The sequence below is a fragment of the Bacillus sp. 95MFCvi2.1 genome, assembly GCF_000374965.1.
Lineage (GTDB): Bacteria > Bacillota > Bacilli > Bacillales > Bacillaceae_G > Bacillus_A > Bacillus_A pseudomycoides.
The window spans coordinates 53,645-69,813 of record NZ_KB895696.1 but is presented as its reverse complement, the minus strand read 5'-3'; the positions used below and the strand labels follow the sequence as shown (position 1 = coordinate 69,813).

Genomic DNA, 16,169 nt, shown 5'->3' with positions numbered 1-16,169 from the left:
TTTCTCCCCCACTTTGAATTATGCGTTTTTGATTACCGCTAAGTCCATATTGTTAATAAGGGCATCAGCAAATTCGGAACATTTCACTTCAGTTGCGCCATCCATAAGACGTGCGAAGTCATATGTTACCACTTTTGAAGCAATTGTTTTTTCTACTGAAGCAGTTACTAATTTCGCAGCTTCATTCCATCCTAAATGCTCTAATAATAATACTCCTGAAAGAAGAACAGAAGATGGATTTACTTTATCTAAACCTGCATATTTTGGAGCTGTACCATGTGTCGCTTCAAAAATAGCATGTCCAGTAACATAGTTAATGTTTGCACCAGGTGCAATACCAATGCCCCCTACTTGTGCTGCAAGTGCATCAGAAATATAATCACCATTTAAGTTCATTGTTGCAACAACATCAAACTCACGTGGACGTGTTAAAATTTGTTGTAAGAAGATATCTGCAATAGAATCTTTAACAATGATTTTACCAGCTGCTTCAGCCTCTGTCATCGCTTTATTCGCTGCATCTTTACCATCTTTTTCAACAATACGGTCATATTCAGACCAAGTGAATACTTTATCGCCGAATTCTTGTTCCGCAACTTCATAACCCCAGTTTTTGAAAGCACCTTCTGTAAATTTCATAATGTTTCCTTTATGAACTAATGTAACAGAAGAGCGTTTTTCGTTAATTGCATATTGAATTGCAGCACGAACAAGACGCTTTGTTCCTTCTTCTGAAATTGGTTTAATACCAATCCCTGATGTTTCTGGGAAGCGAATTTTGTTTACACCCATTGTTTCTTTTAAGAACTCAAGCACTTTTTGTGCTTCTGGAGATCCTTGTGCATATTCAATACCAGCATAAATGTCTTCTGTATTTTCACGGAAAATCACCATATCAGTATCTTCCGGACGTTTTACAGGTGAAGGAACACCTTCAAAATAACGAACTGGACGTAAACATACGTATAAGTCTAACTCTTGACGAAGCGCTACGTTTAGAGAACGAATGCCGCCACCAACAGGCGTTGTAAGTGGGCCTTTAATCGCGATTAAATATTCGCGAATTTCATTTAACGTCTCTTCTGGTAACCATTCACCTGTTTGGTTGAATGCTTTTTCCCCTGCAAGCACTTCTTTCCAAACGATTTTCTTCTCACCATCATAAGCTTTTTCAACAGCTGCTTCTAATACACGAGATGCTGCCGCCCAAATATCTGGTCCAATTCCATCACCTTCAATAAAAGGAATAATCGGATTGTTTGGTACATTCATAACACCATTCGTTACAGTAATTTTTTCTCCTGTCGTCACTGTGATAACCCCCATGTTTGAAATTTCATATGTGTGAAACTGAGGGAATAAAACCCTCAGTTCAAACCGTTAGTCAAATTAAAATATTCTAATCATTATATCTTTGCGAAAAAATCAGATTTTTGAAAGTGTATTTCCACTATCTAAATAGTGTTTTTAACTTATCGTTGTGCTAATGGAACATAGCGTTGGTGCGTTGGTCCATTATAATCAGCACGCGGACGAATTAAGCGGTTATTTTCATATTGTTCTAGAATATGAGCTAACCAACCTGACATACGACTGATTGCAAAGATTGGTGTAAATAAATCATGATCAATTCCTAAACAATGGTAAACAGAAGCAGAATAGAAATCGACATTTGGTGGAAGACCTTTTTCTTTTGTGACAATGTCTTCGATTTTGATAGACATATTATACCATTTCTCTTCCCCTAAAAGCACGCATAATTTCTTAGACATTTCACGTAAATGTTTCGCGCGAGGATCACCGTGCTCATATACGCGATGGCCAAATCCCATAATTTTCACCTTATTTTGAAGTGCGTTATGAATATAGGATTCTACATTTTCTTCTTCGCCAATTTCTTTTAACATCTTCATTACATTTTCATTCGCTCCGCCGTGAAGAGGTCCTTTTAAAGCACCAATCGCTGCTGTAATACCAGAATATACGTCTGAAAGTGTCGCAACGCAAACGCGAGCTGTAAATGTAGAAGCATTTAATTCATGATCCGCATGAAGTACAAGAGCTTTATCAAAAGCTTCAATTTCCACTTCATTTGGTTCGCGGTTATTTAACATATAAATAAAGTTTGCAGCTAATGATAAATCTTTTCGTGGCTCAACCACTTCTAAACCTTTACGAATTCTTGCATACGCTGCAACCAGAGTCCCTACTTGAGCCTGTAATTTAACCGCTTTCAAATAATTGGACTTCTCATCCATTAATTCAGCGCTCTCATCGTATAATGATAACATGGAAATCGCAGTTCGTAAAACAGACATCGGATGTGCAATCTTTAAATCTACTTGTTTTAAATATGATAAAATCTCACTTGGAACTTTAGAATATTCAGATAGAGTTTCTTTTAACTCATTTAATTCCTCTTCATTAGGAAGTTTACGGTGCCATAATAAATATACCACTTCTTCAAACGTAGCATTTTCCGCTAAATCATCAATATTATACCCAACATACGTTAATGTATCATCAATAATAGAACTCACAGATGATGTTGTTGCTACTACCCCTTCTAATCCTCGAATAACAGTCATGACATTCTCTCCTTTTCCTGAAAATTCTCCCAACCTTGCTCCCTTATATCTGTTTGCTTCCCTCCTAAATTATGAACGCCCGTTCACTCTTTAGGCAAGCAAAATGCACGATCATGCAAATTTGTTGTGATGTTCCCATCTCGTTGTTCCATTGCTTTATCAAAGCATGAGCGTGAGTTTCTCTCCGAATCCTCACGCTTAGAACAATAGATGGTGAGGAAAACTAGTTTCGAAGAGTTTATGATAAAAACAACATAAAACAATGTCAGCAGAAAATTATTTTATGTTGTTTTTATTTTATCTGGTGTAAGTCTTCGTTGCTATGTAGCCTTTACATGTTTTCTAATTCTATTATAAACAATTATCTGACTTTTGTGAATGGAAAGAATTCAAAAATTTTATATTACTATAAAATTTTTCACTTAAACATCTGTATAATGTTCATCACAGCATAGGCAATTCCAGCTCCAATTAATGGTCCTACAGCAACTCCATTAAATAATGCAACTGCAATAATTGTTCCAAATACAAGCGCAGTTGTAATATGAGGATCGTTCGTTAATAACTGCACACCACCCTTCGCTAACAAAGCAACCGCTATCCCTGAAGCGAGCGCAATCCATGCATAATACGATTTAGCTGCTTCACCAAGCTGCTTAAATCCAATTTCACCCGTAGCGATCGGAACAAGAACCGCAATCGTAATAACCGTTACACCAAGATTAATTCCTTTCGTTTGTAAATATGGAAGAATTTTCTCTCCTAGAAACGTCCACTTTAATAAAAATAAAACGCCAACCGCTACAGTGAGCGATTGATTTTTAGCAATAAGTCCAATAATAAGTAGTATGAATAAAAATAACGTTGATTGACTAATCATGATTACACTTCCTTTCTGAAAATAATGAACCTGTTTACAAAGTAAATCGCTGTTAAACATATCGTTATACACGATATAGGCAAGAGTATTCATCAATCAATATAGATGATACAGCAGACCTTAAACGCTCTAAACGAGACCAAAATAAGTTGTTTTTATATTTACCGAGAAAGAAAAGCACACTTCTTTCTTTTCTTATAAGAAACCGGTAAAATAAAAAGTAGGTAAAGTGAAGCTCTCGTCAATCAGTACAGAGAAAACATTTACTATTGATTAGCCTTCACCGTCAAGCTTTTACGCGCCGATTACTTCGCACCTTGAAGTAATTCATACTGCCCGTGAATAGCAGGATAAATCCATCATTCCACTATAACATAAATACAATTTGGAATGGGAGGTAAGCACCTTTGAATCGAAACTCACTGTATATCGTATTGCGACTTATATTTGTCATTTTAGCAACAACAATTGGCTTTTATGCGCTTTTGTATGTTTCAGGTCTTATATACCCTTTTATCATCGCATTAGCTTTTGCTTATTTGATTAATCCAGTCGTAAATTTTCTCAATCAAAAACTACAATTCCCTCGTGCCTTAGCGGTACTCGTCAGCTTAATTCTCGTGTTTGGTGCCATCGTCGGACTTGTTACATATCTTGTGACAGAAGCGATTTCCGCCACAACTTACTTACTACAAATCGTCACAGAAAAGTTTCCAGCAATTGTACAGTATGCACAGCAATTTGCACTCAATAATATTATGCCTTTATATGATGATTTAATTTCTAAATTTAATCATCTTGGTGAATCACAACAATATACAATTACACAAAACATTCAAAATCTAGGAACGGAAGCAACAAAGCAAATGAAAGAGCTGTTAACCGCCATTATAAGTGGATTAACAAATTTCATCAGTGCACTCCCAACAACTTTAACAGTCCTCGTCTTCATCCTATTAGCGACTTTCTTTATTAGTTTTGATTGGCATACACTCGCTCATAAAGTAAAGCGATTACTTCCAAATCGCATACACGGATACGGAAAGACTATTTTTGTTGATTTACGAAAAGCATTATTTGGATTTGTAAAAGCACAACTCACACTTGTATCTATGACCACCGTCATCGTACTAATTGGACTATTAATTTTGCGCGTACCATACGCCATCACAATCGCAATCATTACAGGAATTGTAGACTTACTTCCTTATTTAGGAACGGGAGCAGTCTTTGTTCCTTGGATTATATATGTATTTTTCACAGGGGACACAGCTTTCACAATTGGTCTACTTATTTTATATATTGTTGTCATTGTTCAAAGACAAATTATGGAACCGAAAGTGTTATCCTCCAACATCGGACTCGATCCATTACCAACACTTATTGCGTTATTCGTTGGGTTTAAGCTATATGGTTTCTTAGGATTAATTATTGGCCCAGTTACATTAGTATTATTAAACACATTGCACAAAGCTCATGTATTTCATGATTTATGGAAGTTTATTAAAGGCACACCATTAAAATAAATTTCCCACAATAGTCGTTGTTCGCAATAAAATAAGCAAGGGAATTCCCTATAATAAATGGGGGATTCCCTTGTTTTTTGCATAAAATAATACGACTGAGAATATCTTTGTATTTTTATTCTATTCTCAACATAAATATCAATCCCTTTTCTTCCTTTTTCTACAAATGAATAAATATACACTTTATATTTCGACAAAAAAAATAACACTTAAAACATTTCTGTTTCAAGTGTTATTTTTGTACAATAATTGTCGTGTTTCTTCTTATTTTCCGCTCTAACCATTTAATCATCATGAACTTAAACGGCTGTCGTGTTACCGAAAATATAAAAATAAACCCGATTACATCCGTCACATATCCTGGTGTCAAAAGAAGAAGTCCACCTATAAAAACAAAAATACCATCTAATACAGCATCTCCTGGCATTTCACCTCTATTTAACCGAAATTGAATCTCCTTCAACACTATAAGCCCTTGTCGTTTTGCTAAATAAGCGCCAAGTATACCTGTAAACACGATCATAGCAAACGTCGGCCACATACCAATTAAATGACTAGATCCAATTAATACTGTTATTTCAACAGCAGGGATTAAAATTAAAAGAAAAAGAAGCCACTTCATTCCCTCATCCTCCTTCATCATACTATTTACAGGAAGTAAGATACTCATGCTACCCAACAGCCTAATTAGACTCTCTCGATTTCCTCACACCCTCAAAACAACCCACAAAACATCAAACAAAAAATGAAATCCCTTTCCCACTACCGAAGATTTCTTTTTTCAGAATGGTTTTTGTATTTAAATTGCAAAAAAAAGAGAAGGACTCCGATCCTTCTCTCCATATTACTTCTTATAGCACTTCCGCATGTCCATTATAAACAATTCCGCGCGCTGCATCAACTGTTACTTCTTGGCCATTTTTTAAAGTCGTTGTTACACCGTTTACCCCAACGATAACTGGGATACCGATTGATACACCTACAACAGCCGCATGGCTTGTTAAGCCACCTTCTTCTACAACTAGAGCTGCAGCTTTTTCAATTGCAGGAATCATATCTTTATCAGTGCTTGTTGTAACAAGGATGTCACCTTCTGTTACGTTCGCTACAGCTTCTGCAGCTGTTTTTGCTACAACTACTTTACCTTTTGCAGCTTTGCGACCAATCCCTTGTCCTTTAGCGATTTCTTCACCAACAACATGGATTTTCATTAAGTTTGTTGTGCCAGTTTCAGCAACTGGTACGCCAGCAGTAATTACAACTGTATCTCCAAGTCCGATTAGACCTGCATCCATACCTGTTTGAATTGCAGTATCTAACATTTCATCAGTAGATGCTGCACGCTTTTCAGCCATAAACGCTTGTACACCCCAAACAAGTGCAAGACGACGGCCCACTTGCTCGTCAGTTGTTACAGCTACGATTGGAGATTTTGGACGATATTTAGAGATCATTTTTGCAGTATATCCACTTTCTGTTGGAGCTACGATTGCAGCTACATCAAGAGCAAGCGCTGTGTGTGCAACAGATTGACTAATTGCATCTGTAATTGTTGGAGTGAACTCTTTAATACGCTTTTTGAACATATCTTCATATTGCAATGATTTTTCAACACGTACTGCGATGTTCGCCATCATTGTTACCGCTTCTACCGGGTATTGTCCCGCTGCAGTTTCACCAGAAAGCATGATTGCATCTGTACCATCAAAGATTGCGTTCGCTACGTCACTTGCTTCCGCACGAGTTGGACGTGGGTTACGTTGCATAGAATCTAACATTTGTGTTGCAGTAATAACCGGTTTACCTAATACGTTACATTTTTTGATTAGACGTTTTTGTACTAGCGGCACTTCTTCTGGTGGAATTTCTACACCCATGTCACCACGAGCTACCATTAAACCGTCAGAAACTTCTAAGATAGAATCGATGTTATCGATACCTTCTTGGTTTTCAATTTTTGGTACGATTTGAATGAATTGTGCATTATGCGCTTCTAACAGTTCACGGATTTCTAACACATCAGCTGCTTTACGAACGAAAGATGCCGCGATGAAATCAACTTTTTGCTCGATACCGAAGACGATATCTTTTACGTCTTTTTCAGTGATACCAGGAAGCTTAATGCTTACGTTTGGTACGTTAACACCTTTTTTATTTTTCACAGTTCCGCTGTTCAATACTTTTGTACGGATGTTTCCGTCAGCTTTCTCGATTACTTCTAGTTCGATAAGGCCGTCATCGATTAGAATACGAGAACCTGGGTCTACATCCTCATAAAGACCAGCATAAGATACAGAGAACTTTTCTGCAGTTCCTAATACTTGCTCAGTAGAGAGAACTACTTCTGCACCTGTTACAAGCTCAGCTTGTCCGTCTACGAAGTCATGTGTACGGATTTCTGGACCTTTTGTATCAAGTAAGATTGCAACTGTTTTACCAGTTTTCTTTGAAGCTTCACGAATGTTTTTGATACGTGCTCCGTGCTCTTCATGGCTACCATGAGAGAAGTTTAAACGAGCAACGTTCATACCTGCTTCGATTAATTGCTCTAATTTCTCAATACTTTCACTAGCAGGACCTATAGTACATACAATTTTAGTTTTACGCATATTGCACCTCCGAAAATTATGAAACCGTTCCCAAATATTCGATATTACGCCAATTAGATGGATAATTCTTTAGATAATTGATACATATCTTTATCAATCGTATGCTTTTGAGCTAACGCTTCGATAATGTCATGATCAACAAGTTTGTTATTTTGGATACCAACGCAGCGTCCACCTCTACCTTCAATCAACAGTTCAACTGCTCTTGCGCCAAGACGGCTTGCTAATACACGATCTTGTGCACTTGGTGATCCACCACGTTGTACGTGACCTAATACAGTTACACGAGTATCAAAGTTTGTTGCTTCTTCAATGTGTTTACCGATGTCAATCGCGCTTCCAACACCTTCTGCTACAACGATAATACTATGTTTCTTTCCACGCTCACTACCACGTTTTAAACGAGCAATAACATCTTCCATGTCATACTCTTCTTCTGGAATTAAGATTGTTTCTGCGCCATCTGCTAAACCAGCCCATAATGCGATATCACCAGCGTGACGCCCCATTACTTCGATAACATATGTACGTTCATGAGATGTAGCTGTATCACGAATTTTATCAATTGCATCAATAACAGTGTTTAATGCTGTATCGAAACCAATTGTGAAGTCTGTCCCAGGAATATCATTATCAATTGTACCTGGTACACCGACACATGGGAATCCTTGCTCTGTTAATTTTTTAGCACCTTGGTAAGAACCGTCTCCACCAATAACAACAAGTCCTTCAATGCCAAATTTCTTTAATTGCTCGATACCTTTTAGTCGTACTTCTGGGTCTTTAAACTCAGGACATCTTGCTGTATATAATTTTGTACCACCGCGGTGGATAATATCGCCAACAGAACCAAGTTCTAATTTTTCAATGTGACCAGAAATTAATCCAGCGTATCCATGGTAGATACCATATACTTCTACATCATGGAAAATCGCTTTACGAACAACTGCACGAATGGCAGCATTCATACCAGGTGAATCTCCACCACTTGTTAATACACCAATACGTTTCATTTGTACTCACCTCATAAAGATTATTTACCTTATAATAAAATAACATGAAGAAATATAAAAATACAATGGAGAAGATGTGTCTTTTCACAATAAAAACGTGCATTCGCGAAATGGAACGCACGCTTTTCTTATTTTATCCAAATGGAAGCGTTTGAAAACGAAACTTGCCCAATTTTCATATATTTTTCATAACGTTTTTCGATTAATTCATCTTTCGAAATACCGTTTAATTGCCCGAATGTTTTTTTCAACATTAAGTCAATATTTTCTGATTGCTTTAAAATATTACGATGCGCACCGCCGCGTGCTTCTGGAATAATTTCGTCAATTACACCTAATTCTTTCAAATCCGCCGCCGTGATTTTCATCGCTTCTGCAGCTTCTTTCGCTTTTCCTGCATCTTTCCAAAGAATCGCTGCCGCTCCCTCTGGTGTAATAACAGAATAAGTGGAATTTTCTAGCATATGAATGTAATCTCCTACTCCAAGACCTAACGCACCACCACTGCCACCTTCACCGATAACAACGCAAACCACAGGTACAGTAAGCCCTGCCATTTCGAATAAATTACGTGCAATCGCTTCACTTTGCCCACGTTCTTCAGCAGCCTTACCAGGATAAGCACCTTTCGTATCAATGAAGCAGATGATTGGACGATTAAATTTCTCCGCTTGCTTCATTAAACGTAGCGCCTTTCGATATCCTTCTGGATGAGGCATTCCAAAATTACGACGAATATTTTCTTTCGTATCTTTCCCGCGCTGGTGCCCAATTACTGTTACAGGCATGCCATCATATTTCGCTATGCCGCCGACAATCGCTGCATCATCGCCATATAGACGATCTCCATGACATTCAAAAAAATCAGTAAATAAGTGCTCAATATAATCGAGCGTTGTCGGTCGTTCTGCATGACGAGCAATTTGAACGCGGTCCCATACTTTCATATTGCCGTATATTTCTTCCTCTAAATTTTCTAGCTTGTCTTCCAAAATACGAATCTCCTCGCTGAAGTCCATCTGGGTGTTTTTCGTATAGTCTTTCAGTTCTCGAATCTTATTTCTTAGCTCAACAACTGGTTTTTCAAATTCTAGCTCTGCCATATAGCCGTTTCCCCTCCTTGATGAACTTCTAAAATCTTACGGAGCGACTCTCTCATATCATCGCGATGCACAACCGCATCCAATTGACCGTGCTCTAGTAAGAACTCTGCCGTTTGAAAGTCTTCTGGCAGCTTCTCACGCACTGTTTGTTCAATTACACGTCTACCAGCAAAACCGATAAGTGCACCCGGCTCTGCAAGATTATAGTCACCAAGTGAAGCGAAACTCGCTGAAACACCACCTGTCGTCGGATGAGTCATAACAGAAATAAATAACCCTCCAGCATTGCTATGCTTTTTCAAAGCTACGCTCGTTTTTGCCATTTGCATTAAGCTTAAAATACCTTCTTGCATACGCGCACCGCCCGATGCAGTAAAGATAATAAATGGAACTTGTAATTCGTATGCTTTTTCAACTGCACGTGCAATTTTTTCTCCTACAACAGAGCCCATGCTGCCCATTCGAAAGCGAGAATCCATTACTGCAATCACAACAAGCATTTCATCAATTGTTCCTTCACCTGTCACAACTGCTTCATTTAATTCTGTTTTCTTGCGATCACTCTCTAATTTTTCTTCATAATTTGGGAACCCAAGTGGATTTAACGAAACCATCTCTTTGTCATACTCACGAAATGAACCTTCGTCCAATACACTATCAAGGCGTTCCCATGCATTCATAGGATGATGATAGCCACAGTTTACACATACTTTTAAATTTTTAAGAAGCTCTTTTGTATACATGATTTTCTTACATTTCGGACATTTTGTCATAACACCGTCCGGTACATCTCTTCGTACTTGTTCTGAAGGAATTGCAGCGTACTTTTTCTTTTTTACGAATAAATCTCTTAGCACAATTTGACCCCCTTTGTTGAGAGCTAAGGTTAGGAAGAAAATGTGGCTAACACCAAAGATCGATGTTAGCCTTATCTTCTCAATCTGTCTAATAGAGGATGTTCAAACAGTCCAGTCAAGATAGCTACTCAGCTCTCTTTATCCTCTTTTTTTGAACACGCACTCATAACCTCTCTCTTTACGTTTAACTTTAACCGCTATGCGATAGATTGTTTGTCATAACGTGTCATGGTCATTTCGACAAATTTTATACATTACGAGTGAAACTGTATGTTTTCCATTAGTTCATCATAAATTTTTAGCGCCTCTTCTTCTTTTTTCGCGTATAACATTTCATAAAGCTTTCTATAGATTTCTATAGATTCTAGTGAAATTTCATAAGAAAGAGTCGCAACGTAATCATTTACAATTCTCCAAATTCGATATAGTAAATAATTGTCCACTCGTTCAATAAGTGTTTTGAAAAACATTTGATGAAACTCCTGAATTGAACTTTCGTCCTTTTTAAGAACTTGTTTCAACATACCTAATACACTAGAAAACGTTTCTTTCGGTAAATCACATACGATTCGAATAACATCTTTTTCAAGCAAGCGTTTCGTCTGTAACAAATCACGAATTGTTTTCTCATCTTGTAATAAAAATGGTGCGATTAATTGAACAAGACCATTGTCATAGAAGTTTCGAATAAACGTTCCTTCACCGCGTCTTGTTTCAATTAATCCTACGAGTTCTAAAGCTCGCAATGCTTCCCGTACAGATGAACGCCCAACGTTTAAACGCGCACTTAACTCGCGCTCAGATGGTAAACGATCACCTGCGACTAAACCATCCTCTTCCATAATGGAACGGATTTTCTTTACAATTTCGAGATATACTTTTGTATTTGATGATGTCAATAGAAATTCCTCGCTTACTCTTTACCAATCAACGCTAAATTTTTTGTTTTCTCAGCGATTTCATTTGGATCTACTTGACGGCGAGCTACTCCTGTCTCCATCGCAGCTTTTGCAACATAAGCCGCCACCTGAGGCGCTACACGCGCGTCAAACGGAGCTGGAATGATATAGTCTGCATTTAGCTCATCTGCCGCTACAAGCTCTGCAATGGCTTGTACAGCTGCCATTTTCATTTCTTCATTGATTTGCGTAGCATGTACATCAAGTGCACCACGGAAAATACCAGGGAACGCTAGTACATTATTTACTTGGTTCGGGAAGTCAGAACGACCAGTTCCAACAACAGCTGCTCCTGCTGCTTTTGCCAGTTCCGGCATAATTTCTGGAACTGGGTTTGCCATTGCAAAAATAATTGCATCGTCATTCATTGTACGAACCATTTCCTCAGTCAATGCACCCGCTACAGATACACCGATAAATACATCCGCGCCTTGCAGAACATCCGCTAATGAACCTTCTACACGATTTTTATTCGTATATTTTGCAACTTCATCTTTCACCGGATTCATACCAACAGGACGACCTTCATAAATCGCACCTTTTCGGTCACACATAATAATGTCGCGTACACCATAGCGATATAAAAGTTTAATGATTGCAATACCTGCTGCACCTGCACCATTTGCTACAACTTTAATGTCAGACATTTTCTTTCCAACTAGCTTAAGTGCGTTTACAAGACCTGCTACTGTTACGATAGCTGTTCCGTGTTGATCATCATGGAATACAGGAATATTTGTTTCTTTTTTCAAACGTTCTTCAATGATAAAGCAGTTGGGTGCTGCAATATCCTCTAAGTTTACACCGCCAAATGTCGGCTCCATTAATTTTACAGTTTCAACAATTTTATCTACATCGTTTGTATTTAAAGCAATAGGGAATGCATCTACGCCAGCAAAGCTTTTGAATAATACAGCTTTACCTTCCATTACTGGAAGAGATGCTTCTGGTCCGATATTACCAAGACCAAGTACAGCTGTTCCGTCCGTCACAACTGCTACCATGTTTCCCTTCATTGTATATTCATATACCTTACTTTTATCGTCATAAATTTCTTTACAAGGTTCTGCAACCCCTGGAGAATACGCAAGACTTAAGTCTTTAGCATTTTCTACTTTTACTTTTGATACAGTTTCTAATTTTCCTTGATGCACTTTATGCATGTGAAGTGCTTCTTCACGAAGTGTTGACAAACTATCCACTCTCCTCAAATTATTCTTGCTGATATCATTCTCTCCAAGTGGTCTGACCACGAACACTATTACTATAATAATCGAACTATAGGGAAATTGTCCATTATATTTTCACTACGACATTTTCCTCACCGACTATTTCGCGAAGTGCTCCTAAACATTCTTCACTTGGATGAATTGACAAACTACGAGATAATTGTACCATTTTATGTTCCTTTTCATAATAAATTAGTACTTTCGCAAAACCTGAATAGTGAAACAATATTTTTGTAACTTGATTTAACAACTTCTTTTCATACTGCGACGGTAGTTTTACATAAATCGATGCTTCTTTCATTTCATTGTAAACATCCATTTGTTCTAATGGATAAAGACCGTTCACAATCCATTGCAATTTATGATTTCGTTGTTCAATCGTCCCTTCCACTAAAACAATTTCACCTTCTTTTAACCTCTCCGAAAAATGAATATACGTCTCCGGAAAGACAACCGCTTCCATTTCATCATTTTGATCACAAAAAGTGACGAACGCCATTTTTTGCAATTTTTTCGTCCGAATGACTTTTACACCTGTTACATAAACAATCGCACGCTGTACGTTTCGCTTTTGCCTCATCGCTTGCGCAAGAGACGGAATTTCTAGTTCTTTTACAAGCTTTGCATACTGCGCCGTTGGATAACTGGATAAATAAAAGCCAAGCGCTTCTTTCTCATTATTTAATTGTTCAATAAAAGATAGCTCTTCTCCTTGTACGTATACTGATTTTGGGACACTTTCTTCCCCCAATTCACGCGCAAGGCTTGCATACTCTAAAGCACCCTTAATACTGTTAAACAAAGTTGTTCTCGAAACTTGAAAATCATCGAAACAGCCAGCCCAAACAAATGCCTCTAAATTACGCTCCGTAACAAACTTTGCTGGCATACGAAGACAGAACTCAAATAAATCTTGAAATGGATTTCTTTCTCTTTCCTCGATCACCGCATTCACTGTAGCCATCCCGATATTTCGAATCGAAAGCAAACTATAGCGAATTGCATTCCCTTCTATTTGGAAATTATAACTACTTCTATGAAGAGACGGCGGTAAAACATGAAAACCTTTGCGCTTCGTTTCACGTATATATTGCACAATCTTATCTTCGTTACCTATCGCACTGGATAAGAGTGCCGTCATAAACTCTAAAGGATAATTCGCTTTTAAATAAGCGAGCTGATATCCAATCATACTGTACGCTACAGCATGGCTTCGGTTAAAACCGTAATTTGCAAATCTAACAATTAAATCATAAATTTGTTCTGCAGATGTTTCATCGTATCCATTTCGTAAACACCCTTGTACAAAATGCTTTCGTTCTTGATCTAAAATCTCACGGTTTTTCTTACTCACTGCACGGCGGAGCAAATCGGCTTCTCCGAGTGAAAATCCCGCTAACTGCGAAGCAATTTGCATAATCTGTTCTTGGTATACAATAACGCCATATGTGCTTTTTAAAATTGGCTTTAAATCTGAATGTAAATAATGAATTTGACGCTTCCCGTGCTTTGACTCAATAAAGGTTGGGATTTGTTCCATTGGCCCTGGACGATATAAAGCGTTGACGGCAACAATATCTTCAAACTCATTTGGTTTTAAACTGCGGAGTACATTCCGCATTCCCCCAGATTCGAGCTGGAATACACCTGTTGTATCTCCTCTTCCTAGTAATTGGAATGTCTTTTCATCTTGAAGAGGTAAATTCCGTATATCAATTTGTTTACCTGTTTTGTTCACAATAAATGTAAGAATATTTTCAAGTAACGTTAAATTACGTAAGCCTAAGAAGTCCATTTTTAACAGACCAAGTTCTTCTAACACTTCTGCTGGATATTGCGTTACATATACATCGTTATGCCCTTCTTGAATCGCAACACTTCCCGTTAATGGCTCCTGACTCATGATGACTCCTGCTGCATGAATAGACGTATGACGTGGTAAACCTTCTACACGCTTCGCAATTTCAAAAACACGCTCATGCAAGAGATTTCCTTGTACAAATTCACGAAGGGACCCGGATTCTTCATATGCTTCTTTTAATGTAATCCCAACCCTTGATGGAATCAGTTTCGAAAATATGTCAATATCTCTCGGCGGAAGCCCCATTACGCGGGCGATATCCCGAATCGCTGCTTTTGCAGCAAGCGTTCCGAACGTAACAATTTGGGCAACGCGAAGTTGACCATACTTATCTTTTACATAACGAATCATCTCATCACGTCTAATGTCCGGAAAATCAATATCAATATCTGGAAGCGTAACACGTTCAGGATTTAGAAATCGTTCAAAAAGCAAGTTGTACTCAATTGGATCGATATCTGTAATTTCTAACACATAAGAAACAAGAGAACCTGCTGCCGAGCCACGGCCCGGTCCTGTTAAAATACCATGTTCATGTCCGTATTTCATAAAGTCCCAAACAATGAGAAAATAATCACTAAATCCCATGCGAGAGATAACTTCAAGTTCATGATTCAAACGTTTCCTATGTACATCTTGAACCGCCCCATATCGCTTATTTAGCCCATCTTCACAAATGCGGCGCAAATAAGCATCTGATGTTTTGTTAGATGGAACAGGAAACTTTGGCAATTGATTGACGTGGAAAGGAATTTCTACGTGGCAACGTTCAGCTATACGAACTGTATTTTGAAGGGCTTCTTCTGCATGAGAAAATAAAGCTTCCATTTCAGCCGATGATTTTAAATAATACTGGTCTGTTTTGAGCCTTGGTCTGTCTGGATCAGTCATCTTTGTTCCGCTCTGAACAGATAGCAAGCATTCCTGCACAAGCGCATCACTTTGGTTCACATAACGAACATCATTTGTCGCAACGACTGGAATGTTTATTTCGTTTGCAAATTGTGGTAATTTTTCTTGCAAGAATAGTTCATCCTGAATTGCGTGATGCTGCAAACTCATATAAAAACTTCCAAACATATTTTGATACGCACGAGCTACTTCTTCAGCAATCTCGTCTCTTCCTTGTAACAATAACTGTTCAATTTCCCCATCTTTTCCTGGAGAAATCGCAATCAACCCTTTTGCATAATGAGAAAGCCACTTTTTCGGAATCCCGTCTTTAGACTTAGTCATGATGGTGCTAGAAATTTTCAATAAGTTTTGGTATCCCATCTCATTTTCTGCTAACAGTACAAGCGGATAGGATTGCTCTTCTTCCTCACTAAAAACAGAGGCTGTTAATCCGATAATTGGCCGCACGCCATTCTTCTTACATGCTTTATAAAATGGAATCACTCCGTACATCACATTTTCATCTGTAATTGCAAGTGATGAAAATCCAAGCTCTTTCGCACGGCTTACAAGTTCATCAATTTTACAAGCACTTTTTAACAAACTATAAACGGTTTGACATTGTAAATGCACAAACTTCACTGTTGTAC

General features: G+C 38.0%; 12 protein-coding genes. 1 reads left to right on the top strand and 11 read right to left on the bottom strand.

What is annotated here, in order from left to right; translation table 11 throughout:
• Positions 1–18 precede the first annotated feature (18 nt).
• The 3 genes from icd to C568_RS0111785 all read right to left on the bottom strand — a co-directional run bounded on the left by icd (position 19) and on the right by C568_RS0111785 (position 3,468).
• Positions 19–1,311, bottom strand: a complete 1,293-nt coding sequence (gene icd / locus C568_RS0111795; protein WP_018764461.1) for an NADP-dependent isocitrate dehydrogenase — start codon at positions 1,309–1,311, stop codon at positions 19–21.
• Positions 1,312–1,472: 161 nt separating this feature from the next.
• Entirely contained in the window at positions 1,473–2,621 is a 1,149-nt protein-coding gene (gene citZ / locus C568_RS0111790) for a citrate synthase (RefSeq protein WP_003200970.1), read from the bottom strand.
• Between the two features lie 385 nt (positions 2,622–3,006).
• On the bottom strand, positions 3,007–3,468 hold the full coding sequence (locus C568_RS0111785) for a DUF441 domain-containing protein (protein ID WP_003200968.1): 462 nt from the start codon (positions 3,466–3,468) through the stop codon (positions 3,007–3,009).
• A 407-nt stretch (positions 3,469–3,875) separates the two neighbouring features.
• On the opposite strand from C568_RS0111785, the gene ytvI reads away from it, so the two are divergent.
• Positions 3,876–4,994: a sporulation integral membrane protein YtvI gene (gene ytvI, locus C568_RS0111780; protein WP_018764463.1), complete on the top strand. Its 1,119-nt coding sequence runs from the start codon at positions 3,876–3,878 to the stop codon at positions 4,992–4,994.
• A gap of 232 nt (positions 4,995–5,226) precedes the next feature.
• On the opposite strand, the gene C568_RS0111775 is transcribed toward ytvI, so the two are convergent.
• The 8 genes from C568_RS0111775 to dnaE all read right to left on the bottom strand — a co-directional run bounded on the left by C568_RS0111775 (position 5,227) and on the right by dnaE (position 16,161).
• Positions 5,227–5,616, bottom strand: coding sequence for an FxsA family protein (locus C568_RS0111775; protein WP_018781624.1), 390 nt, complete (start codon positions 5,614–5,616; stop codon positions 5,227–5,229).
• Between the two features lie 229 nt (positions 5,617–5,845).
• Positions 5,846–7,603, bottom strand: coding sequence for a pyruvate kinase (gene pyk, locus C568_RS0111770; protein WP_006096173.1), 1,758 nt, complete (start codon positions 7,601–7,603; stop codon positions 5,846–5,848).
• A gap of 53 nt (positions 7,604–7,656) precedes the next feature.
• Positions 7,657–8,616, bottom strand: coding sequence for a 6-phosphofructokinase (gene pfkA / locus C568_RS0111765; RefSeq protein WP_006096172.1), 960 nt, complete (start codon positions 8,614–8,616; stop codon positions 7,657–7,659).
• Positions 8,617–8,744: 128 nt separating this feature from the next.
• Positions 8,745–9,719 (bottom strand): acetyl-CoA carboxylase carboxyl transferase subunit alpha, encoded by a 975-nt coding sequence (accA, locus tag C568_RS0111760; protein WP_018781623.1) that lies wholly within the window; start codon positions 9,717–9,719, stop codon positions 8,745–8,747.
• Positions 9,707–10,576, bottom strand: a complete 870-nt coding sequence (accD, locus tag C568_RS0111755; protein WP_006096170.1) for an acetyl-CoA carboxylase, carboxyltransferase subunit beta — start codon at positions 10,574–10,576, stop codon at positions 9,707–9,709. The genes accA and accD overlap by 13 nt, the downstream gene beginning before the upstream one ends.
• Before the next feature lie 254 nt (positions 10,577–10,830).
• Positions 10,831–11,475: a FadR/GntR family transcriptional regulator gene (locus tag C568_RS0111750; protein ID WP_018781622.1), complete on the bottom strand. Its 645-nt coding sequence runs from the start codon at positions 11,473–11,475 to the stop codon at positions 10,831–10,833.
• Positions 11,476–11,489: 14 nt separating this feature from the next.
• Complete coding sequence (locus C568_RS0111745; RefSeq protein WP_162473037.1) at positions 11,490–12,698, bottom strand: NAD(P)-dependent malic enzyme; 1,209 nt, start codon at positions 12,696–12,698, stop codon at positions 11,490–11,492.
• A gap of 133 nt (positions 12,699–12,831) precedes the next feature.
• Positions 12,832–16,161 carry a DNA polymerase III subunit alpha gene (gene dnaE / locus C568_RS0111740; protein ID WP_018781621.1) on the bottom strand — a complete coding sequence of 1,110 codons (3,330 nt, stop codon included), beginning with the start codon at positions 16,159–16,161 and terminating at the stop codon, positions 12,832–12,834.
• Positions 16,162–16,169 lie beyond the last annotated feature (8 nt).